Source organism: Vibrio profundum (assembly GCF_050337555.1).
Taxonomy (GTDB): domain Bacteria; phylum Pseudomonadota; class Gammaproteobacteria; order Enterobacterales; family Vibrionaceae; genus Vibrio; species Vibrio profundum.
On the sequence record NZ_JAKJTA010000004.1, the window covers coordinates 368,011 to 390,286 of the forward strand.

The following is a 22,276-nucleotide window of genomic DNA, read 5'->3' on the forward strand; positions in this document are numbered from 1 at the left end:
CTGAGTAGTCCAAGCTAACCTTCAAGTGTTCTTGAAATTGCTGCGTTGAGTGAACTTGCGTAAGATTTCGCCTCAACTAACTCTTGGTTAGTAAGTAACGGTTTGATTTTTTTCTGCTCTTTTATGGCTTCTTTATACCCTTCTGTAGACGATACTTCTAACCATGCGTAGGCTTTTACATAGCTTCGCATTATTCCCTTACTATATTCATACATGGTCGCTAAATTGTATGCCGCTAATTTATCCCCTTTAACAGCTGCCCTTTGGAAGAAACCTACTGCAGCATAGGGTTTAGTGACGCCTTTACCATTTAGCAGCATATAGCCTATTTCATTCGTTGCTAGAGTATCACCTTGTAAGTAAGCTTTTTTATTCCACTTTATGGCCTCTGCATAATCTTGCTTTACTCCAACTCCATGTTCATACATTTGCCCGAGAGCATACTGCGCATCTGCATTCCCTTGCTTGGCTGATTTCAGGTACCAGTTTACTGCCGTCAAATTATTTTTATGGACACCTAACCCTAGAGAATAGAGTCGAGCAATATTATATTGTGCTTCCGCGTTGTTTTGTTTTGCGGACTCTAGGTACCATCGGCTAGCTTCTTGGTAATCCTTTTTCACGCCCCAACCGTTTTGATAAATCAGCCCAAGTTGATTCTGTGAATAGTCATCGTTTTGTTTTTCAGCTTTAAGGAAGAGAGAGTTTGCTTTACCGTAATTCCTTTGGACTCCAGTACCATTTAGGTACATTGTTGCTAAACTCCTTAGGCCAAATTTATTATCATATTTTGCCGATTTTTTGTACCAAAATACTGCTTTCTTATAATCTTTGTTTACGGTAGTACCACTTTGATAGAAATTACCTAGGCTGTTTTGAGCGTAAAAATCACCATGTTGTGCGGATAAGCTATACCAGGCAAATGCTAGTTTTTCATTTTTTGGAACGAACCAGCCATGTTCATAATACCACCCTAAGTTGTCCTCAGCGTCAGAATCTCCAAGCAAAGCAGAAGCCTGAAAATAACCAAATGCTTTTTCATAACTTTGCTGAACACCATTGCCTTCTTGGTACAAGAAGGCTAACTGAAATAAGGCATCTGAGTCACCTTGATTGGCGGCTTTTTCATACCACTTTAGTGCTTCGTGGTAGTTCTGTTGGACGCCAATACCATCGCGATATAAGCGGGCTAGATTAGCTTCTGCATAGTGGTTTCCTTGATTTGCAGACTTACGGTACAAGTTTAAAGCCGCTGGAATGTTTCGTTTAGTCCCTTGTCCATTCTCATACAACAACCCTAAGTCGTTTTGTGCTAGAGCTTGGTGTTGCATAGCGGCCTTGTTATACCAGTCAAATGCTTTCGAATAGCTGCAAGTAACACCTTCACCATTTTCATACATCCAGCCAATGTTGGTTTGAGCATCAGCATACCCTTGTGCGGCTGACTTGCTATACCAAGACATCGCTTTTCGGTAATCTACTTGCACTCCGTAACCGTACTCATAATCAACACCGACGTCGTATTCACCAGATTTAGAACCTTGCTCAGCAGCTTTTAAATACCATGAATGAGCTATATTGAAGTTTTTCTCTACCCCCTTGCCTTTATAATATTGGTATCCAAGGGAAACTTGCGCTTTGGGATTTCCTTGGCTTGCTGCTTTTTTGAACCATTTTGCCGATTGACTGTAGTCTTGTTTTACGTTGTAACCATAGTAGTAAATATTGCCTAAACCTTTTTCGGCATTGGGATTACCTTGCTCTGCTGATTTTTCATACCATTCTTTAGCTTTTTGGGTGTTAGTGTCGAAGCCTTGCATGCCGTAATAATATATATCCCCTAGTTTTGCTTGACTGTTAGCGTCGCCAGCTTGGGCTTTTGCCATAAGAGCAGAAATTTCTTGTGAAGTTTGGGGTATAGTAGAGCAAGCGCCTAACGATGACATCGATAGTACCAGAGCTATGTTCTTAACTGATTGATTCATTTTTATTTAGCCACTAATGCTGAAAGTAATACTTTTTCGGTGATTATAATTGTCTGGGGTAATTGAAAATTCTGACAGCCCAAACCGTTTTAACAATAATTGGAAATAGTGAGCGGATTATTATACAAGCCCTAAATGTAAGCAAATGTAAATTAGGGTAGTGAATGAAAATGTAAGCTTTAAAGTCGTAAGCGTTCTGAGGTTGGAAGTAATCTGATTGGTGAATCGGCCATTTACACGCTCCAGAGCGTGTCGTTCTTTAGTGTAAGGCACCCAGATGAATTAGAGGGCTAACGCGACGTTTGCCCCACTCCTATTTGACCCGGCCATGATATGAGAAGGAGTTAGCGACTTAAGGAACTGGGGATTATGCTCGCCCGATGTGGTTGAACATTTCAATAACAGCATACCTGATTTCATGGATTCGCGATGCCGGTGGCATGCTATCATTACAAATAACAGCATCAAAAAAATGGTTGCTAAACAGCATATTGAAGCAAGTGGGAACAAGTTGACTATGCAATATTTCAATGATGACGCAGGCGCGATCCATTGGCTAAAAACCAAGTTAAATGAAGATAAATCCATATGAGAAATTGAACCCAATTTCGTTTCTCAACTAGGTTCACTAGATGACTCTTCACTAGGATAATCGTCTTCAAACCTACAACTTCGCTTAGTAAGAAAGTTTGCCCCAGTCTTGTTTAGCCATGCTTTCATGGATAAACGAGGGAAACCGATCTTGCCCTAATGAAAGTGATCAGGAGTGCTTCTTATATACGGGCCTTACGTGTCGGTACTTACTTAACTCTGTGCCCAAAACAATTGGTGTAGATCAAAATTCGTAGGGCTCCCTCAGTGAACAATAAATACGAGAACTATACTAACTTAGATACCCACTTTGAACAGAGGTTTGACAAATGGCACATCGAACTCCTCATGGTAACTGGACAATGAAGTTCAAAGGCAACCTGCTCCATTGTTGGACTAGCGGGTCGACAAACACCGAAGCGGCATTAGCGTGGTTTGAGGAGATGAAAAGGAGGGTTTCCGAACGAGCAGATAAGGATGCTCCATGGGCCATATTAATAGATTGTCGAGAATGGGATATATGCACTCCAGAACAATGGGACGCGAATAACTTTATCATGACATGGCAGAGAGAGCATGGTAGTTGTTTCTTGGCTGTCGTGTATTCCAATAAGCTCCAAGAGTATTCCGCAAAAATAGGCCTTGGGGATGAAAATAGCTCTTACCATGTTATCTTCTTCGACTTTGACGAAGCTTACCAAGCCTGCTTAGACAAGTTAACCGAAGCTCAAAGCCAATAAGACAGGTGATTTCCCCCATACTCCCCCCTTACAAGCGATTTCTATAAGGTTGCTACCCCTTTTCCGTTTAGCTCAAAAACTCATTAATGACCTATTGATGGCGTTGTTGCGTAAATAATTGAACTCTTTTCCTAATCAGCGATCAGACTATAAAACCAGATCAAATAAGTCACTCAATGGGTAAGGCAAAGAACAAAATTTCAAACTGGACGAGCTATAACAACACCTTAATACAGCGTGGTTCTGTTACTTTTTGGATTGACGACTCCGCGAAGGAAGCTTGGACTTGTACCATCCATAACGGAAAACGTGGCCGAGGCTTTCTTTTTTCTGATACTGCCATAGAAACAGCGTTGATGATCAAAGGTATTTAAGTTACCGTTGCGCGCGCTGCAAGGCTTTATTGACTCCATCTTTGACCTGATGAATGCGCCATTACGCAGCCCAAACTACACAACGATTAGCAAGCGAGCTAAAACAGTCGAGGTGAAATACCATCCCCCTTCGCGAGGATCAGTACGGCATGTTGCGATTGATTCAACAGGCTTAAAAGTGTTTGGTGAAAGCGAGTGGAAAGTAAATAAACATGGTACGGAGAAGCGTCGAACCTGGCGTAAACTCCACCTTGCCGTAGACATTGAGACACATGAAATCATTAGCGCTGAAGTGAGTTTGGTCAATGTGGGAGGCAACGAGGTGCTCAAGAAAAAGAACATTACCCCCGTTGATTCCACCCAGATCAAACGCCGCTTTATGGGATGAAAACCACCCAAGAAATGAGGCGGTAAAGGCACTGAAACTAGGTGAACTAAAAGAGTGGGAAAAAAATTCTGGCTATCATGCCCACTCACTATCAGAAACAGTGATGGAAAGATATAAATGCCTCACAAGTGGAACATTGTCACTTCGATGTTACAACGCTCAAGTGGGCGGAAGCCTTAGCCAACGTTAAAGCGATCAATAAAGTCATAAAACTCGGCATGCCTGAAAGAAAGCTAACTGCATGAAAGAAAAGCTAAAAGACAACTTTTCACCTTGTGGCTAATTTAATCAACAACACCATTTCTATTTGCACCCCTTCGCTAAAGGTAGCCCTGAACCTTGGGGCAAGTAATTGCGAAAAAAACGTTCGTAGCGACAGCTGTTATGTAAGTTATCCAGGCCCTGATTGATAACATCTCGTATCTGCTCAGCTCTTGGTGATGATTTGGAAACCCAAGAGTAAAATGTAGTCCTAGGTGTATTTAGTGCTCCGTAACGAACACTCTTCGGTATAACTAGACGTCCAATATTCCCAGCTCCTAGTATTGGCTCTATAGCGGAAAATAAGACTTCGCACCGTCCTAAAACCATCTTGCGAAAAGCTTGATAACTGTTGTGTGCCCCGATATCGATATCCCTCGTTAGTCCAGACTGGTAATATGGTTCATAATTAAACCCAGCGACCCCACAAATCGTATATTGACTTAATTCTTTGAGAGTTTTTATTTCCAGGCCGTTGGGGAAACGCCGACTATCATAGAAATAGCCAACACGTGTTTGATATAGCGCGTGAGTTCTCAAAAAGTTTTTTTCTCGCCATTCATTAATATTACCGTTATTAAAAACCTCATACTTCTTGTATTTCTGGAAGTCTTCTGTTTCTTTAAGACAACGCTTCCAAGGTAATGGCACAATTTTCATAGGTATGTTTGCTTCAGAGAATATGGTATAAAAAATCTCTACAGTAATTCCACCAATGGTAGGACTAGGATTTTTAATATCATTGCGATCAAAAAAAACGTAAGGCGGCCACTCTCCCTCATCATCACATATTTTCACGATTGGTGTTGACGCAAATGCATTTGGGGTTGTTATCAGCACAGTGAAAAGAACTACAAGCATATATATAGAAGATAATATCCGCCTCATAGAGCCCCCGCAATTGTCTATTGTGCACCGTATAGTGTAGCTGCTTTGAGTCATTTGATGAGGCTTGTTGGTGTTGTTACCCAATTTTTATTCGGTAATATTCCAGCGTTTCGAGATGCAAGGGTAGCTATCGCAATGCAACACACTGGTAAGCCCTCAAATTTTTATAGCCGAATTCAACCATAAGTCTTTAAAAATAATGCCTTTTGCACTCATTTTTGATAGGCCGCAATTAGTACCATGATTTAATATGGGATTATAGAAGCATTCAATATAATCAAAAATCGCGGAGCTAATTTCGTGACGGGTTTTGTAGATCTTTCGCTTCACTCGATCTTTCTTTAGTACCGAGAAGAAGTTTTCAGCCATAGCATTATTATGACAATTACCTTTTTGACTCATACTGATGTTCATATTGTGCTCTTTTAATAAATTTCGCCAATCGCTCAAGGTATATTGGATGCTCTACTCGGAATGAATGAGAGCATTATTCTTCAGTCTCCGCCTCCAAATAGCCATCAACGACAAGAGTGGGTGTGCTAAATCGACAAATCCGTTTTAATATAATTTCTGGCGGTCAGTATAAGACTGCCTTTTCGCGTTCTCGATACTTTCTCTAATCTGAATCTTTCTCAGCTACATCAGTTTCTAGATAGGTTCGCTCCAAAACCTACCTAAAGTATTAGCTAAATGGAATTATCTAGCTAAGTTACCCCATATTTGTCGTTATCTAAATTCATAACACAGTGTTTAGTATTGGTAGAATAGAAACTCAGATCATCGCAGCAAGGCTAAGGTTAAAAGAGCGCTGTTTTAGTGGTGTATTTAAATAAACACTGAGTTTCTTTCCGACACAAAACCAGAATTTGTTGGAAAACAAGCCAACTACGGTAAGAAAGCTTGATCAGCTCCAATAAAGCCTACCTGCCAAATTTGACGATGTTCCACCTGTACTCTACCTTTCTAATTATTGGGCGAATTATCAATAACTTGCTAAAACTGAATACTATTCATTCGAATTCACTTTTTGTCATACGGAGCATTCAATACGTTTATGAAACAGTTCACTTGGCTGATAATCCCCCTTTCTCTAACGCCTGAAGCCATAGCCGCAAGCAAAAAAAACAACCTGACACTAGAAGGCTCTCTCGGCGTTTTAAATGGATCATCTACAGAACTGGTGTATGACAATACGGGGAGAAAACTTAGCCAACTCGACTGGGAAATCGACGGTGTCCCGATTATCAAGTTAGGCGCAATTTGGGATGTCGATTATACATGGACGCTTAAAGCAAGCTTTTGGTCAGTGGTCACGAGTGATGGGGACGCCCATATGGAGGATAGAGACTGGCAAGACGCCAACCAATCGACCCCGACTGACATCTCAATTCATCCTGACACAAAATTAAGGGGTGCCTATGAATTCGATATCAACAGCACCTTTTGGATACTTTATCAATCCACCTATAGAGTCGGAGCCCTCAGTGGCTACCAATACAACGAATTTAAATGGGATGGCATTGGCGGAACCTATTCCTACAATAACGGCGCCAATGTTGGGACTTTTGCGGATGTCGTTGTCATCGACTATAAACAACAATTCAACGTTTTTTATCTAGGGCTAGTGAGTGAGTATCAACTGGGTCAAAGATCCGATTTTACCGTGCTGCTGAAATGGAGCCTTTGGGCCAATGCCAAAGACGTCGACAACCACTATCTACGTGACCTAACCTTCTTCGACAACAGTAATGAAGACTCCAATTTCGTATCACTCTCCCTCAACTATGGCTACCAATTTACTCCTCGGATGAAACTCTACGCCGAATATGTTTACACCAAATATTCCGAGGCAAGAGCAGATACTATTACCGTCGATAACACTACAGGAAACACGACCCTTTCACCCAATGCCGCAGGGTTAGACAATGACCACGCAACAGCATCAATTGGTTTGAAATATCTGTTTTAGACTTGTAGCTTTTGAACGCGTTAGTGACCGCCGACATTACCTTTTCTCGACTCGCGCGTCATCGATAATCTTCTGATTGTTCAATCCAAACTATGGTCTGATATTCGTTAATCAATATCGAAGTAGGTATCGACTTAGATTTAAGCTTAATAACTTTTGGGTAAAGAATACCAAATGCTAGTCCCATTCTCAGGCGTTACCCCTTTATTCTGTTCCGAACCGATTTAGATCGGTGCGGGTATGAAATTATTTACTCTCAACTGGTAATCTAGAGACCTGAAAATTGCTATTAAGCACCACTGCAACCAATAGGCATGAGGCGAACATACCTATATTAAATTCTCTATTTAAGACAGAGTCCACACCAAACGCAATCAGTGGTGTGAAAGTCAGGTATTTACTGGTGATTTTAGCTCCTAAAAGCTGAATTGCCGATTGGCTAAAGTAGAGAGGAATAATCATATTCAGCAAGGACACTAAAGCGAGAAAACCCACATCTTTTAACGAAAGTAGTACCGAACTACTAGGCTGGTGGAATTTAAACACCAGCAAACATACAATGATCAATAGATAGAAGCGGATGGAAAGCAACCCTTGAGTATTCAACCCAGCAGAATTGGCCAATTTTTTTGAATAAAGCATGTAAATGTAGCCGCTCACACCTGATGAAATGGCAATACTCGCAGTAAGCCAACTGACTGAAGGTTCGAATACAGTACAAGCAACGATTGCACCACTCACAAAGATACACTTTCTCCATTCCTGCCCTTGGATACAACCAAGTAGCGCCATAGTCAGAAATAGCATCGATAGCAAAAAGTGTGGAGAGGAGAATAAGAACGCATAATAGGTTGCTAACCATCCGGTGACTATGGTTAACGACATCACTGCCCATGGCCAAAAATGGCTGTAGATCACTTTATGGTTTTTAACGCAGTTTCGATAATCGACCACATTAAAGAACAACGTTGTAAATAATGCCGTATATAAAAGTGATAGTTCGATTGCAGTATCGTGTCCTTGCTCATGAATTAAAGAACCAGACACCCCAAGGCTCAACCCATAAAGTAGGCAATAAAGTATCCCTTTATTCATAGCTCGCTTCTTCTAGAGTGCTCGCTACTTTTCCTTCTGATTGAAATCTTGCCACCAGCTTTTGGCGGTCACATATACTAAAGGCCGTGATTTCGCTAGCGGGAACTCCGATTGATTTATCACTAATTAACGCCATCGCTTTAGCACTGATCAGACTGATCTCTGCTAGAGATTGTGGAAGGGTTGGGTGCAGTTCGATGTACTTTACGAGATTTGGGTGAGTTTTGATCCATTCTGATTCATGGTAAAGAACTAATATAGACCCAAAACCTTCAAGTGATGTATCTGATGGTAAGTTATCAAGCGTGCCATTCAGTTCATTGGCCAACAGATCGGGTTGACTAGCAATCCCCATGATGGATGACATGATGTTGGTTGAACCTGAAAAACCGGCAACACGTGGATTTATTTCAACGGTACGAAAACTGCCATCGTTTAATTGAAATATTTCTGTATGCGCAAAGCCATTTCGAACATCGCATGCGTTCAACACGTCCCTTATATAGGCTTTAATCTTCTTGCATAATATTGCATCAGTTACCATATCGACAGACTCGTAAATGGGTACGTCTGTAGAGCGATCTCTCCTGTACTTAAATACCCCGCTGAAATACACCTCTCCATTACAAGAAAACGAATCGATGCAGTATTCTTCTCCCGTGATGTATTCTTGTAGCAGATACATATCGTTTAGCCCGTAGATGCCAGAACTAGGGGCATTCTTCAATTTCCTTATCAACTCTACAGAAGATTCAGCTTTAAACGCCCCTTCAGATCCTGCCCCTAACACCGGTTTTGCGAATAAGGGATAAATTAGGTTTGATGCAAAAGCTATATTGATATCCGTACAGGCAATTTTTATTTGCTCAATAGCTTTTAGGCCAGCCTCTTTTAACGCATTTTGCTGTCCATACTTAGTGCCACGTTTATGCTGAGTATCTGCATTATTTTGATATTGAGGAGTGAGTTTGCTAGCTAAATAGTCACTCAGAGGAATCGAGTCCTCAGTGCCGTTTAGCACATAATCAATAGGTTCATCGATTAAGGCCAAGCATTCATCGGGGGTCATGTCGATAGCACGAATGTCTCTGTCGAAACAAGATTTACCAATCGGTAGTGACTTATTTTGGTTAAGACTACGGCTTAATAATGCGATAGATCGGCAACCTAATTTACGTAGTTCGGTACTGAGGTATTCATTCGAAGGAGCGGGGTTAACAAGTAATATCGTGCGGCTCATGATCATGTCCTTATAGAGAGCGAAAGCAAAAGGGGCATTTGCCCCCTGAGGTTATAGAAAAAGAATTAGCATTTACTAGCAGTCATGACTGTCATTGGCCAATTGAGCGCCCAGCCAGACGCGGTTCTTTTAACACCCAGTAACCGCTTTGCGTCGTTAAGGCTATGCTCCGCGCTAAACTCAGGTTTATTGGAGTGAAGCAGAGAAAGAAATAAGCCGATGTCTGCCTCAGTATCGAATTGCCATTGTAGAGATATATCGTCGAATTCTGGTTCACTCCAGCCCGTGTTTCTGCACAAGCTTTTCGCAAATGACTTACTTAAAAAGTTGACTTCATGCCCCGTTGTGCAGGTAACTGCTACGTGCTCATCAAAATAATCAGCAAGCTTAGTTCCAGAGAAAATATCACAGATAACAAGCCTCGCTCCCGGTTTAGAAAATTCCCCTATTTTATTAAGCACTTGATGCTTGTCTTTCACGTGATGAAAAGCGCCCCTAGACCAAATTCCATCAAGCTGTAAGTCGCTTGGGAAATTTAGCTCTTCTGCTGGTTTTTGAACAACCGTGATATTTTCTGCATCGGATTCTAAAATTGGCTTAACTTGTTCTGGCGAGGGGTCAACCACAAATAAATGTCCCTTTTCTCCAATTTCTTGGGCAATATCAAATGAGAAAAATCCACTGCCAGCACCTAATTCTAAAATTGTCTCTCCTATCGCGGGCGAGAAATACTCCGACATTAATATTTTGTCCTCTTCCCAACAGTTTGGAAACTGGGATAAAGCTAGCTTGTAAGATCGAGAACGCTCGGTAGAAAACTCAACACGATGAGACATTGTATTACCTATTTATGTTATGGGATTGTTATTATCAAGTAAATTTCTGCGTTGTACATTTCGAAATTGTTAAATATTAGTTTTCACTGTCATATTGTGAACCAAAACAAAATCGCTTAGAAATCAGCCAATAAGTAAAGATGTCGTATTGATCATACAAGACTAGGTGTGAAAGTATGGTGGTTGATGGGTGACTACGGAATATGGGGCGTGTTCTAAAATTGGGCTGTGACGCCGTTTTGTGCACTCTAATAATCCCAACCGAAAAAAGTAACTAGGATCCCGTTCGATGCAGCAAGTATTGAGTTGATCGGCAAAATAAATAAGCCTCTGATTTCTTTTAAAAAATTAAAATTCAGATGGGTATTTTCTTTAAACATTGTACTGTTATTAGCTTTGCCGGCTAGGTAAACAATCACAGCGATTCCGCTTCAACCATGCCTAAAGATTAAACACCTATACTTATACATCAGTTGCCAGTAAAGATAGGAGTGTGTTCATTGTGGAGGTGTGTTTTTCTATTGGTTTTCTTTCTGAGTGAGCCGGTTGAGCCGAGAGATAAAATTAATGCTGGCATAATACAACACAACGGCCTGATGAGTGACACTCTGGTGAAGGTGCTGTCGGCTTACATTAAAGTTTGTCTAAACCCAATAAAGACTGATCAAAAACAATAAAGTTTGATCGATTTTGGGAATTATTTTTAGTAAATGGAAGCAGGAATTGCCGCTGTCTTTACTAGACAGTCAATTCGCCACGTTAGAAATGGCGTCTGGCGATGAGAAATATGTTCACCTTATCGATGTGTCCAATGAGCTTGATATGGTTGTTTCTGATTGTGTTGAGGTTGGGAAGTCGTATCTCATTCAGTGAAAGGTGCTGTGGAGCAGTACAACAATACCTTACATAGCGGAAAGTACCGTTGGGAGGCTTAAGCATGAAAAGGAGCTCGAATAAAACTTAGGGTGCCTAATTAAAAAGGTCATGGGAAGATTTATGTGACCTAGGTATTAGGCAACGCCTTACTTACATGGGTACCACTAAATGTATCAGGGTCTGGATTTTAGCCCTTCCAAAATAGTCGTGGTCATGTCGCTATACAAATGCCTCAACAAAAATATGTTGGCTTTCTTCGTTGAACTTCTGGGTCCTATAGCTATCACCATATAAATTTACTTTAGAGAATCCAGATTCTTCCAGCATCGAGATAATTTGATCGGCAGTGACAGGTCTCCAAGTAAACTCAAACTCATATTTTTTCTCAGAAGCAATTTCCTGATAATATCCGAAGATCACTTGTCTTTGGTTGTGATCTATGGGGGTTGAACGACTAAAGCGAACATATTCTTTACCGGTGTAGATGCAGCGGCGATTCGGTCCTGCTCTGTATTCGTTAGTACCACTCAAACTTAGATAGCAGGGGTTGAGAAAGTCTATTAGTAGAACCCCTTTTGGACGTAAATGATGGTAGATATTAGCTAGAGTCTCGATCTGGGCCTGTTCATCTGCGATACATAGAAAACTATTGAACGCAATTATCGACATATCAAACCGCGTAAGCCCTAAATCAAACTCTTGAGAATTCGCTTCAGCAATATCTATTTGGTCTTTTAGGCTGTTCTCTAAGCACTTATTCTTAAGTAGGATCAGCATTTCACTTGATTTATCAATGCCAGTAATATGCAACCCCGACTTTGCTAAAGGGATGGCAATCCTTCCAGTACCGCAACATACTTCTAAAACTCTTTGAACGTTATGTTTTTGAGCGTATTCAATGAACCGTTGGAAGTCATAGCCTAATAGTGGGTACTCAGTGAAACAGGAAAGGTTTTCTTTATAAATAGGGTTTTCAGGATCAGGGTGGTCGCTATCATAGAATCTTACTATAGGGTCTAAAGCTAACACTGTAAAGTACCTCTATTAATATATTGGCATTAAGTCCTTTGAAATAAAATCTATGTGAGGTGCAATATCACCTAACCCTAAACCAATATGCGTTCCATATATGCCTTCATTAGAAACGGAATTAATACTCCAATCTGGATTTATGATATTTTTATTACATCCAAATGCAAATTCAGAAATCTCTCTACCAAGTTCGAATTCGAACATGTCTAATAAAGTGCTTTCTTTTCCGTTTAGAACAAGTGACGTAATTCTATTGTTATCTATAATTAGCTTTTTGGAGGTTGAATTATTAACTTTTTCGCATATTGTCGTTATTTTTTTGTCAAGATTCTCTCTAACTTCCCTGTTTACTGCTGCAGTCATAATGCCATCAAATGAAAATATTCCATTTATATTGTACCCAGAACACTTCTCATTCATGTTCACAAATGAAGCCTCAAAAAATTCAGGGACAGAATATAAAAAACCACGATGCATATTTAGGTCATGGTTACCAACATCAATTTCGTTATAAAACGAAACATTAAAGTCGTTTAATGAATCTTTCACATCAAGTCTACTGTTGTTTTCTACAAACTCATACGCATCGCCTCTGATATTAAGGATTTCAGGGATATTAGCACTAAGTAGATGATTAAATGTGTACTCAATGTTTTTTATGCTAGGTAGAAATTTCACAATGGAAAGAATACAGATGATGCTGTTTGTGTTTCCCCAAAGATTCTTTATTTTTTCTAGATATGAAAATGATGTAATGAGAAGGTAAATATTTTCGTAAGAACTAAAATCATAATTATCATAATGAACAACATTGAATCGATAAGATTTCAATGTTTTCATATAACTTACATCATCAACTACGATGGTAACTTCCCTATCACGAAATAGGGTGAAATACTCAATAACAGATAGGGAGTTTGTCATTATCAATACTCTTTCAGATTACCAAAAACTGTTTCTAGTTGATTTTCTAGTCTTTGCATCAACTGTTTTTAATTTTTTTGTTTTTTGTGTTTTCATTTTATTGCCCTTGTTTGATAGTAAGGTGGTTAGATAACGATTAATTATCTCCATAAACATTACCATTGGGAGGCTTAGTATGTAAATTGTCATTGAGAAATTGTTTTTGATCAATGTCAAAATAATTCTGTTACATTTTGAAATATTTTGCAGTGGACCTTATAAATATAATTACATTTGCTTTGATTATTCCAGGTTAAGTAAAGCATGGATTTTATGAATATCCGTGAATTTTGCGTAGAACTTAGAATAATAGGTTGAATTGATTGTTATTGTGACCGACAACACTGCCCTCCTTAAATGAGTTTAGAGTGTTGCCGGCTATATAGAAGAGAAATGATAGGCGTGACTTTCTGTTACCTAATTTGAAGTAACTGATAGAGTTACATGGTACAAATTAATATACCATTATAGTTTTCACGTTCATAAACTCATGAATGCCTTCAGCTGACAGTTCGCGGCCAAATCCTGACTCTTTAATGCCGGCAGACGAGGATCAGAGGCCACTTTGGTGTTCACAGCGCAGGCACCGACATGAATCTTTTCACGCGCAAGACGTTCACCTTTTTCTATATCTTGAGTAAAGACCGCGCCCGCTAAACCAAAGACAGAATCGTTGGCGATCCGAATTGCATCGTCTTCATCTTTTGCTTTGAGAACGCAGACGACTGGACCAAATAACTCTTCATGATACGCAGGGATGCCTTCTTTAACATCTACGAGCAAGGTTGGCTCATAGAAGTAACCGTCTCTTGAAAGCTGTTTGCCACCGAGTAAACAGGTTGCGCCAGCGCTGATGCTGCGTTGCACTTGATTATCGAGCTCATGCATTAGGTATTCACGAGCCATCGGTCCAATATTCGTTGACGGATTCATCGGATCGTTACACTGGTATTCTTGCACTTTCGCTTTCACTTTTTCAACAAAGGTATCGTAGATTTCGTCGACAACGATAAGGCGTTTAGCTGAAATGCATACCTGACCAGCGTTATCCAAACGAGACTCAATACATTGAGAGGCAGCATGATCTAAATCAGCGTCTTTCAAGATGACATAAGGGTCGCTTCCGCCTAGCTCTAGTACGACTTTCTTTAATGCGGTGGCAGCTTCAGCGCCAACAATGGCACCTGCTTTGCCACTTCCTGTGAGTGTCACGCCACACACCAGCGGATGTTCAATCACCGACTGAACAACGTCGACATCCACAACTAGACTTCTAAATAAGTGCTCTGGGAAACCAGCTTCAAGAAATAACTCTTCCATCGCCAACGCGGCACCTGTTGAGTTCGGTGCGTGTTTCAGTAAGGCTGCATTACCACCCATAATATTAGGCACGGCAAATCGCATTACCTGCCAAAACGGGAAGTTCCAAGGCATGACGGCGAAGATGATACCGAGAGGCTGATACGACACATAAGATTTGCTGTGAGCGGCTTGAATCACTCTTGGCTTTAAATGTTCTTCGGCTGCTTCAGCATAGTATTCACACAAAAAGGCACATTTTTCTATCTCTCGTAGCGCTTGAGCGATAGGTTTCCCCATTTCTTGAGTGATAATTTCCGCGTATTTTTGGTTGTTTTTCCTCAGTAGAGCAGCGACATTTAGCATCAACTTACATCGTGTTTCACCGTCACTATCACGCCATTGTTTCTGTGTTTCTCCTACTTCAGACACGATAGACATTACCTTGTCTTTAGACATGATTGGGTAGCTGTTCAATAACGTGCCAGTCGAGGGGTTGATGACATCCAATGTTTTCATAATTCGTACCTTTTTCTTTTAGAGCAATACGCCCCTGTATGAGCGTATTGGTTTACTGTCTTTATCTAGGCTATTTCACTGTATCGTTTAAGTGATGGAATAACTTCATGTTTTCACTGTAATCGACTGGAATGACGATCACGGTTGGTTTCGTCGTTACCGAGAATGCTTCTCGTAATGATGGGATGAGTTGGTCCGTCGATTCTAGTCGTATGCTGTGGCAACCAAAGGATTCGGCAACATTGGCTAAATCTGGGTTTTGCAGGCCAACATGCGGAGAGTACTCATTAAAGTTCATCTCTTGCTTCCATTTTATCAATCCGTAGTTGTGATCCTCCCAAACAAGAGTGACAAATGGGATTTGCAGATTTACGCCTGTCGTGAGAGTTTGAATACTTATCATAAAGCCGCCATCACCACATACTGCGACGACATTTTTTTCAGGGTGTAGGCGTTTGGCTTCGAGTGCACCCGGCATACTGCCGCCCATTGAGCAAAAGCCATTACTGATAAAGCAAGTTTTCGGTAAGCGTGCGCCATATTGCCGTGCAATCCACATTTTGTGAGCGCCAACATCACTGACGAGGATATCGGTGTCTTCCAAGGTGGAGCACAGATCTTGCAGGATACGCTTCGGCTTCATTGGAAAATGATCATCACATTTGTCGCTATCGAGATCTTGCTTGATGATTTGTTGAATATGTTCGAAGTAAGGCGATGGCTTGCTGTGTTGCGTGGCTAACTGGTTGTTCATTTGCTGCAAGATTGTTGGGATATGCCCGACTATTTCTAAGTTTGGCATATATTTCATATCGACTTCCGCCGTTCTCTGGGCTGATATGGATAATTTTATTTTCTGTTCCTGTGTTCCAACGCGCGGGTGGGTACTCGACCAAATCATATCCCACACAGATCACGAGGTCCGCTTCTTCAAAGGCTTCAATCACGAGGTCTTTCATCCCCATACCTACACAATGCAGAGAGCGAGGATATAGGTTAGAGATTGCGCCTTTACCCATAAAGGTATAGGTACTATAGATAGAAGATTTTTCCGTAAACGCGTTGAGGACCTGATCACTTTCGCTGACGACGGCACCATGTCCGACGAGTAGGATAGTTTTTTCACTTTTCTCCAGCAATTCTAATGCCTGCTGGATATGATGTTCTGAGGCCGAGATTTCCAGCTCAGAATCCGCAGGCTTGAGTGGCTGGGCATCTGTGTCATGTTTGGCGATATCTTCAGGCAATTCAATCAAAACGGCACCGGGGATGCCCGACGTGGCAATCTTAAACGCTTTAGCCACGACTTCAGGGATCACACTTGCGTCTCTCACCGTAGTGGATCACTTGGTGACTGATTTAAACATCGACACAGAGTCCATATTTTGATGGGACTCTTTGTGTAAGCGAGCGGTATCAGCTTGGCCTATAATGGCGATGAGAGGGGCGTTGTCCATGTTGGCTTGTGCGACACCTGTCAGTAGGTTGGTCGCTCCAGGACCTAAGGTTGCTAAGCAAATACCAGGGCTTCCGGTCAGTTGACCGTGCATATAAGTTTGATCGATTTTGGGAGTTATTTTGAGTAAATGTAAGCAGGAATTGCCCCTTTCCTATTTGGCACGCCGATCTGATAGCAATAAGCTCTGCCAAGTTTGGCCAACTTGAGGTAATCCGAACTTTAGGGCCGTGACGCCAAATGGTTTAGTTAGTTTGTGACCATTCTCTTTTAAATTGATTGAATGATGGCGTCTGTTGAAGTGAAATGTCGCTTGCGTTCTCAGACCAATCCTATCGTGAAGGATGCAAGCTTCACATGTCCAACTAATTGGCGTCACGCCCTGTGTGAGGGCATAGATACCGCCATAAAACACTTGTTATTTGCCCTTTATTAACGGATTAATTAAATCGAAGCGGCTTTCTGGTAAAACCTTACCAGAGGATATCCCAGTAATAGCCAAATCAAAACGTTCAACAAACTCATGAAGCTGCTCGTCAGTTACTCCTTTTAACCGCACAACGTCATTTTCATTGAAGTGAGCTGCCACCATAGTCCATACTGATTTTTGAATGCCAAGGATGCGTCCAACCAACTGTTTATCAATTTTATCCTCACCTCTAAGCCAAATGGCTAGTTCTACCAACGATTTATGAAGCTTCCAAAATTCAGTGACATTCCATTCGCAATATTCATATAACCTTTCAGAGAATGACCCCTCCCAATCCGGATGGGCCGAAGAGTATCTTTCTATTTCATATAAATTCATAAGTACCTCAAGTAACCAAGATCAACATAACCAAAACATGGACACGCATAAAGGCCATTTTTTGCCCCAAAGTTCGTCAGAAGCAATTTATTTGGCTCACTCGCTGTACTTCATTTGACTAACTTTTCCTCATACTAGTAAAGTGACAGAAAAAGTTGGGGGCAAAATAGTCAGCCCTCGTTTACAATTGATTTTAAAGGTGTTTAATTTTGTTCAAGCTTTACTATTATCCAAACAATGCTAGCTTAGCTCCCCACTTTTTGCTCCATCACTTAAAAGCAGATTACGAATTGTTGTTCGTCGATAAAAAGTCAAACTCTCAAAAATCGGCGGATTACCTTAGGCTGAATCCCGCAGGGCGTATTCCGACCTTAGTTGTTAATGACCAGCCAATTTTTTAAAGTCCGGCTATCTGCATACATATCTGTGAAATGCATCCGGAGTCGGAGTTAATGCCATCATTAGGGAATCCTGCTCGACCTTTATTTTATCAATGGTTAGCATTTTTAAATAATACACTGCAAGCTGAGCTTATGGTTCGTTATTACCCTCATAGACACACCAATGATGAGGCGACTATTCCAAATGTTGTCGCAGCGCAAGATGAGAGAATTGCAGACGCATTATCAATTATCAACGACCAACTAGAGAACAATGAATACTTACTTGGTGATACGCTAACAGCATGTGACTACTTCTTGTTTATGCTCGCGGAATGGTCGTTACCAATAGAACGCTCACCACTTAAGTATGAGTTTTTAGCTAGATACCTAAAGCGCCTTTGCTCCAACCCAACTATCAAAGCAGTTTGTGAAATTGAAGGTATAGATCTAGCACCATTGAAATCATACGCATAACAAGTGAAGGTCAAAAAGAGCTCAACCTTATGCTTAGTAAGAGCTTGGAAACTTAAGGGGTTAGGATAAAACACATCTGCCCCAAGCCTTCACAGGCCCAGACAAAAAATCGCTGATGAACCTTGTGCTATTCCCAAGTGAAATTAATGCGATTAACTACGCTTTTCTCACGAAAAGTGTCTTGTATTGGTCGTGCAGAAACTTATATGCCACCCTAATTCTCGCAAGACATTTTCACCTGACAACGGAGATTGTTGATTCTTAGAGCTTGTTCCTTTGTGGAGTAGTTTGCACTACCTAGCCAAGACTAGTGTAGACAGAAGGACTAGTGCCAAAACTACAACTAACAGCTTCATGAAGCTGAAGACTGGTTTACCTACTTTGCACTCATTACTATCTTGATATGTTCGTTTGAGTAACTCTGGTATGTAATTGTGGTAATTGTTCATTTTATCCTCCTTATGTTTGTATCCAGAGTCCTATATTGATACCTTAACTTCAACCTATGCATCAAAGTGGTCTTAATGTGATACTTTACAGGCATCATATTGATACTGAGGGAATATGAAGAAACTAGATACGATCATTTGTTCTTTGATTAAAAAACGATTGAAAGGTGTGGGGCTATCTTATAAAGACGTTGCCGAGCAAATGAGTATTTCGGAAGTGAGTGTGAAGCGTTTGCTAAACATGAGTCAGCCTCTTTCTACAAAACGCCTAGTTCAGTTGGCTGAATTGGCACAAGTATCTCTGTCTCAAATCGTGGTTGAAGCAGAAAAGTTAGCGAGTCAAATACCTACATTTACAGCTAACCAAGACAAGGCATTTTGTGACGAGCCAGAGCTCTATACCGTATTTTCAGAGATTTGCGGTGACGTAAGACCACAATTTCTGATGAAAAAATTTCAATTGGATGAAGCATCATTATACCTCTATTTAAGAAAGCTAGAATCAATAGGCCTTATTGAGATAGTAAGGGGATGTGAGTTTAAATTATTGGTCTCTAAGCATATTTGCTTTTCAGATTCGAATCAGTTTCCAATGTATTTTAAAAACCAAATTATCGATAGTTTAAAAGAGCAAGTACAAAACATTACGTCTGACGATGCCTATTTTATTACGGCTAAATTTAGGCTTACGGAAGAGGAGTTCAAGCAGTACAACACAAAACTTGAAGAACTAATGCTTGAGCATCTCAAAATTACTCTGGATAGAGACCAAACGACAATCAATACATCTGAATATACGATTGTAGACATGGGTGCCAAAGGTGCATTTCATCCAGAGCTCATGCAGCCAAAAATGCATAATGCGGCTAAGTAAATGATGTGGAGCACAGAGTTGGCAGCTTTAACTTAAAGCTGTCCAAAAATAAGCTCAATCTGATCATACTTTATTGTCGTCGTTTAAGCTTATTCGTATAGCTCTACGAGAAAAACGATCAAACTTTAATGCCCTTGCGCCTGTTAATCGCTCAAAACTAGGCTCATTCGATCAGACTTTATTGTCTACCGACAGGTGTCATGACCGATATCGTGGCGGCAGCTTTTAACAATCAAGATGTCGACGTTCGGAGTTGAATTCAGGTCTTCACGTTGCTGGCCTACAAGCCCAAATTCATTGCTATACTAAAAGCACTGTTAAAACACACGAGTCCCAACAATGGTTTCGCGCAATATTCACGGCCTGTGGTCTATGCACTTTAAGGAAAGGATTCTGTACTCAAAAGTGACCGGGGGCATTAACACCGAGATGAGTATGGCTTGGTTTGAGGACATGAAACACCATATTCTCACATCGCCTGATGGTGACGGCAAACCTTGGGTATTGCTTAACGATTGTCGGGAGATGCTTGGAGCGGCATTGGATGCATGGGAGCCCATCAATGAGATCACTGAATGGGAGCAACAGCACAACTGCCTACTCATTGCCGTGGTTATATCAACCCAATTGCAACAGTTTATGGTGAATGCTGAATTAGGTGAACAACTGATAGTGCAAACCTTCTTAGACTACGAGAAAGCCCATTTATCCTGCCTAGAAAAATTGAGACTAAGTTCACAATAACTATACTGATAGGCATACATTCACAAGCGTAGGGTTGCTGTCCTAAAAAATAGGAGGACTACCCTTACAAACCGGAGCCTAGGATGAAGAGTTACACTGTCCTTTTATCGACGCTCTCTCTATGTTTTCCGATACTCAGTTATGCAAGCACTAATTGTGAAGACCAGATAACCGTGCTTTATCATGAAAGAACCCCATATGCGATAACCACCAGCTCCTCAGTAGACGGGTTGACCGCCACTCCGGCTAAACATGCATTTCAACAAGCTGGAGTCGAATTCCATTGGCAGAAAACACCCGTAAAGCGCGAGCTTTTACTGATAGAGAACAACATCGGATGCCTATGTTCAATTGGTTGGTTTAAAAATCCAGACAGAGAAAAATTTGCAAGGTACACAGATTCCATATATCAAGATAAGCCTCAAGTAGCCATAACATCAGCCCAAAACGAATCATTGCAAGCGGGGTTACCTTTACGGGCTGCTTTCAATAATAAATCGCTTGCCCTATTGGTTAAAGACGGCTATTCATACGGAACGTTTATAGACCAAGCTATCGAACAGTATCAGCCGATGCGAAGCAAAGTGTTATACGACAATCTTAAAATGTTATCTTTAATTTACCATCAGAGATACGATTACTTCTTCATCGCACCGGAGGAAATAAACTATTTGATTGCCTCATCCAAGTTCAAGAATAGTGATTTTAAAATCGTGCCATTTAACGATATTCCTGATGGCGAAAAGCGTCACATTATATGCAACAAAAATGTTCCTGAGGATACTATTAGACGGTTGAATTCAAATATTCCCACTTCACCATGAGGCGTGTTCAACGTTCCTGAAACGGGTTCGAGAGTCAAAAACAAGCACTGCTACAAATCTGACAGCACCCGGGTAAAGTAACGCCCACACAAACGTAACTCGCATGTTGGCCAATCATCTTATAGCGCTTGATTGTTTCGTGTATCGCGCATGGAGACCAAAAGAAGATGACGCTGACCACAAGAGTCAGCAATAAGAAAGCTAATATCGTTATCATGGCAATCTGCAAAAGAAAGTCGGCGAACACTAGATTATCCATTATTGTTATTTCCCATTACCCTTTATATTAGTATGGTTATCTTTCATTAGCCTTTAATTTGTTGTGGTTCTTTTGCATTTTCCAACTTCAGCTCTACAAACCTAATTCCCATCAGAAAATACCGGGCAAGGTAGCGTCAATGCCTGCTTTTACATAGGAGTTCTCATTACAAGTTCTTCGTTACAAGCTATTCGCTAAGAATTGACGTGAGTACATGAAATAGCTTGAGGATAAATGGAAAAAAGACTGAGCATCGTCATACGGCAGACAATGCACAGCCAAGGGGAGTCAGTGCTTGTCTATCTTCCTCTACCATCCACCATCACCAGAAGCGTCTTGGAAATAATGGACACATCCGTTTTAAACCAACTGCTCAGAGAATGAAGAGACATAGCGTAACTGTGGTCAAAACCCACTTTTTTTCGTACATCGTCGATACAACTGTCATAACCTTGATGGACTTGAGCTAAACCGGTGATGCCAGGCAACACTCCGTACGTACGGTCGGAAAAATACGGGATAGCATTTTCCAATTTGCTATAAAAACTGGGGCGCTCTGGCCTAGGGCCAATGAGAGACATTTCTCCTCTAATGACGTTAATAAGCTGAGGAATTTCATCAAGTCTCGTTTTGCGTAAAAAGCGTCCAACGGTCGTAATACGAGGGTCATCTTCAGTTGCCCACACAGCACCTGTCACCGCTTCGGCATCTGAGTACATAGTGCGAAATTTAATGATTTTGAAAAGCGTCATTTGCTGGGGCGTCGACTTCCCCACTCGCAGCTGTTGGTAGAGGACCGGGCCTTTAGATGTACATTTGACTGCCAATGCGATAAAAGGAATCACAGGGAGCAGAACAAATAAGCCAACAATAGATCCGACGAGGTCGAGCGAGCGCTTTGCTATACCAATTGATACTCGGGTAGATTTATATTTAGTCATCATCAGTT

General features: G+C 41.0%; 19 protein-coding genes and 3 pseudogenes. 8 read left to right on the plus strand and 14 right to left on the minus strand.

What is annotated here, in order from left to right; genetic code table 11:
• Positions 1–14: 14 nt before the first annotated feature.
• Positions 15–1,985: an SEL1-like repeat protein gene (locus tag L4C34_RS04250; RefSeq protein WP_428788103.1), complete on the minus strand. Its 1,971-nt coding sequence runs from the start codon at positions 1,983–1,985 to the stop codon at positions 15–17.
• 920 nt (positions 1,986–2,905) lie between these two features.
• Between L4C34_RS04250 and L4C34_RS04255 the strand changes: the two genes are divergently transcribed.
• The gene (locus L4C34_RS04255; protein ID WP_428788104.1) at positions 2,906–3,316 is read left to right on the plus strand and encodes a hypothetical protein; all 411 of its coding nucleotides are present in this window, start codon (positions 2,906–2,908) and stop codon (positions 3,314–3,316) included.
• A gap of 176 nt (positions 3,317–3,492) precedes the next feature.
• A pseudogene (locus tag L4C34_RS04260) lies at positions 3,493–4,323 on the plus strand (IS5 family transposase).
• A 58-nt stretch (positions 4,324–4,381) separates the two neighbouring features.
• Here L4C34_RS04260 and L4C34_RS04265 read toward each other — a convergent pair.
• The gene (locus tag L4C34_RS04265) at positions 4,382–5,227 is read right to left on the minus strand and encodes a substrate-binding periplasmic protein (RefSeq protein WP_428788105.1); all 846 of its coding nucleotides are present in this window, start codon (positions 5,225–5,227) and stop codon (positions 4,382–4,384) included.
• A gap of 156 nt (positions 5,228–5,383) precedes the next feature.
• Positions 5,384–5,749, minus strand: a pseudogene (locus L4C34_RS04270) (IS3 family transposase); the annotation flags it as partial.
• Between the two features lie 532 nt (positions 5,750–6,281).
• On the opposite strand from L4C34_RS04270, the gene L4C34_RS04275 reads away from it, so the two are divergent.
• Positions 6,282–7,196: an omptin family outer membrane protease gene (locus L4C34_RS04275; protein WP_428788106.1), complete on the plus strand. Its 915-nt coding sequence runs from the start codon at positions 6,282–6,284 to the stop codon at positions 7,194–7,196.
• A gap of 246 nt (positions 7,197–7,442) precedes the next feature.
• Here L4C34_RS04275 and L4C34_RS04280 read toward each other — a convergent pair whose 3' ends face one another.
• From L4C34_RS04280 to L4C34_RS04290, 3 genes are all read right to left on the minus strand, one after another.
• On the minus strand, positions 7,443–8,291 hold the full coding sequence (locus L4C34_RS04280; RefSeq protein WP_428788107.1) for a hypothetical protein: 849 nt from the start codon (positions 8,289–8,291) through the stop codon (positions 7,443–7,445).
• On the minus strand, positions 8,284–9,531 hold the full coding sequence (locus L4C34_RS04285) for an ATP-grasp domain-containing protein (RefSeq protein WP_428788108.1): 1,248 nt from the start codon (positions 9,529–9,531) through the stop codon (positions 8,284–8,286). Before L4C34_RS04285 ends, L4C34_RS04280 begins: the two co-directional genes overlap by 8 nt.
• Positions 9,532–9,596: 65 nt before the next feature.
• On the minus strand, positions 9,597–10,367 hold the full coding sequence (locus L4C34_RS04290) for a class I SAM-dependent methyltransferase (RefSeq protein WP_428788109.1): 771 nt from the start codon (positions 10,365–10,367) through the stop codon (positions 9,597–9,599).
• Between the two features lie 723 nt (positions 10,368–11,090).
• Between L4C34_RS04290 and L4C34_RS04295 the strand changes: the two genes are divergently transcribed.
• A complete protein-coding gene (locus tag L4C34_RS04295; RefSeq protein ID WP_428788110.1) occupies positions 11,091–11,240 on the plus strand; it encodes a hypothetical protein in 150 nt (49 codons plus the stop codon).
• A gap of 222 nt (positions 11,241–11,462) precedes the next feature.
• On the opposite strand, the gene L4C34_RS04300 is transcribed toward L4C34_RS04295, so the two are convergent.
• The 7 genes from L4C34_RS04300 to L4C34_RS04330 form a co-directional block, all read right to left on the minus strand.
• Positions 11,463–12,272 (minus strand): class I SAM-dependent methyltransferase, encoded by an 810-nt coding sequence (locus L4C34_RS04300; RefSeq protein ID WP_428788111.1) that lies wholly within the window; start codon positions 12,270–12,272, stop codon positions 11,463–11,465.
• A 15-nt stretch (positions 12,273–12,287) separates the two neighbouring features.
• Positions 12,288–13,199, minus strand: a complete 912-nt coding sequence (locus L4C34_RS04305; protein WP_428788112.1) for a CgnE/CgnB domain-containing protein — start codon at positions 13,197–13,199, stop codon at positions 12,288–12,290.
• 519 nt (positions 13,200–13,718) lie between these two features.
• Entirely contained in the window at positions 13,719–15,056 is a 1,338-nt protein-coding gene (locus L4C34_RS04310; RefSeq protein WP_428788113.1) for an NAD-dependent succinate-semialdehyde dehydrogenase, read from the minus strand.
• Between the two features lie 70 nt (positions 15,057–15,126).
• Positions 15,127–15,810, minus strand: coding sequence for a thiamine pyrophosphate-dependent enzyme (locus L4C34_RS04315; protein ID WP_428788139.1), 684 nt, complete (start codon positions 15,808–15,810; stop codon positions 15,127–15,129).
• Positions 15,725–16,390: an acetolactate synthase large subunit family protein gene (locus L4C34_RS04320; RefSeq protein ID WP_428788114.1), complete on the minus strand. Its 666-nt coding sequence runs from the start codon at positions 16,388–16,390 to the stop codon at positions 15,725–15,727. The genes L4C34_RS04315 and L4C34_RS04320 overlap by 86 nt, the downstream gene beginning before the upstream one ends.
• Positions 16,391–16,399: 9 nt before the next feature.
• Positions 16,400–16,606 (minus strand): thiamine pyrophosphate-binding protein, encoded by a 207-nt coding sequence (locus L4C34_RS04325; RefSeq protein WP_428788115.1) that lies wholly within the window; start codon positions 16,604–16,606, stop codon positions 16,400–16,402.
• Positions 16,607–16,930: 324 nt separating this feature from the next.
• Positions 16,931–17,320: a hypothetical protein gene (locus tag L4C34_RS04330; RefSeq protein WP_428788116.1), complete on the minus strand. Its 390-nt coding sequence runs from the start codon at positions 17,318–17,320 to the stop codon at positions 16,931–16,933.
• Between the two features lie 209 nt (positions 17,321–17,529).
• On the opposite strand from L4C34_RS04330, the pseudogene L4C34_RS04335 reads away from it, so the two are divergent.
• From L4C34_RS04335 to L4C34_RS04350, 4 genes and pseudogenes are all read left to right on the plus strand, one after another.
• Positions 17,530–18,177, plus strand: a pseudogene (locus tag L4C34_RS04335) (glutathione S-transferase family protein).
• 564 nt (positions 18,178–18,741) lie between these two features.
• Positions 18,742–19,500: a helix-turn-helix domain-containing protein gene (locus tag L4C34_RS04340; RefSeq protein ID WP_428788117.1), complete on the plus strand. Its 759-nt coding sequence runs from the start codon at positions 18,742–18,744 to the stop codon at positions 19,498–19,500.
• 435 nt (positions 19,501–19,935) lie between these two features.
• Positions 19,936–20,244: a hypothetical protein gene (locus tag L4C34_RS04345; RefSeq protein ID WP_428788118.1), complete on the plus strand. Its 309-nt coding sequence runs from the start codon at positions 19,936–19,938 to the stop codon at positions 20,242–20,244.
• Positions 20,245–20,327: 83 nt separating this feature from the next.
• Positions 20,328–21,068, plus strand: a complete 741-nt coding sequence (locus L4C34_RS04350; RefSeq protein WP_428788119.1) for a type 2 periplasmic-binding domain-containing protein — start codon at positions 20,328–20,330, stop codon at positions 21,066–21,068.
• A gap of 558 nt (positions 21,069–21,626) precedes the next feature.
• Here L4C34_RS04350 and L4C34_RS04355 read toward each other — a convergent pair.
• On the minus strand, positions 21,627–22,271 hold the full coding sequence (locus L4C34_RS04355; RefSeq protein ID WP_428788120.1) for a sugar transferase: 645 nt from the start codon (positions 22,269–22,271) through the stop codon (positions 21,627–21,629).
• Positions 22,272–22,276: the final 5 nt, after the last annotated feature.

Coding starts and splice junctions, on each gene's coding strand:
- L4C34_RS04250 (WP_428788103.1), bottom strand. CDS start 1,985: ATGAATCAATCAGTTAAGAACATAGCTCTGGTACTATCGATGTCATCG.
- L4C34_RS04255 (WP_428788104.1), top strand. CDS start 2,906: ATGGCACATCGAACTCCTCATGGTAACTGGACAATGAAGTTCAAAGGC.
- L4C34_RS04265 (WP_428788105.1), bottom strand. CDS start 5,227: ATGAGGCGGATATTATCTTCTATATATATGCTTGTAGTTCTTTTCACT.
- L4C34_RS04275 (WP_428788106.1), top strand. CDS start 6,282: ATGAAACAGTTCACTTGGCTGATAATCCCCCTTTCTCTAACGCCTGAA.
- L4C34_RS04280 (WP_428788107.1), bottom strand. CDS start 8,291: ATGAATAAAGGGATACTTTATTGCCTACTTTATGGGTTGAGCCTTGGG.
- L4C34_RS04285 (WP_428788108.1), bottom strand. CDS start 9,531: ATGAGCCGCACGATATTACTTGTTAACCCCGCTCCTTCGAATGAATAC.
- L4C34_RS04290 (WP_428788109.1), bottom strand. CDS start 10,367: ATGTCTCATCGTGTTGAGTTTTCTACCGAGCGTTCTCGATCTTACAAG.
- L4C34_RS04305 (WP_428788112.1), bottom strand. CDS start 13,199: ATGACAAACTCCCTATCTGTTATTGAGTATTTCACCCTATTTCGTGAT.
- L4C34_RS04310 (WP_428788113.1), bottom strand. CDS start 15,056: ATGAAAACATTGGATGTCATCAACCCCTCGACTGGCACGTTATTGAAC.
- L4C34_RS04315 (WP_428788139.1), bottom strand. CDS start 15,810: ATGAACAACCAGTTAGCCACGCAACACAGCAAGCCATCGCCTTACTTC.
- L4C34_RS04325 (WP_428788115.1), bottom strand. CDS start 16,606: ATGCACGGTCAACTGACCGGAAGCCCTGGTATTTGCTTAGCAACCTTA.
- L4C34_RS04330 (WP_428788116.1), bottom strand. CDS start 17,320: ATGAATTTATATGAAATAGAAAGATACTCTTCGGCCCATCCGGATTGG.
- L4C34_RS04340 (WP_428788117.1), top strand. CDS start 18,742: ATGAAGAAACTAGATACGATCATTTGTTCTTTGATTAAAAAACGATTG.
- L4C34_RS04345 (WP_428788118.1), top strand. CDS start 19,936: ATGGCTTGGTTTGAGGACATGAAACACCATATTCTCACATCGCCTGAT.
- L4C34_RS04350 (WP_428788119.1), top strand. CDS start 20,328: ATGAAGAGTTACACTGTCCTTTTATCGACGCTCTCTCTATGTTTTCCG.
- L4C34_RS04355 (WP_428788120.1), bottom strand. CDS start 22,271: ATGATGACTAAATATAAATCTACCCGAGTATCAATTGGTATAGCAAAG.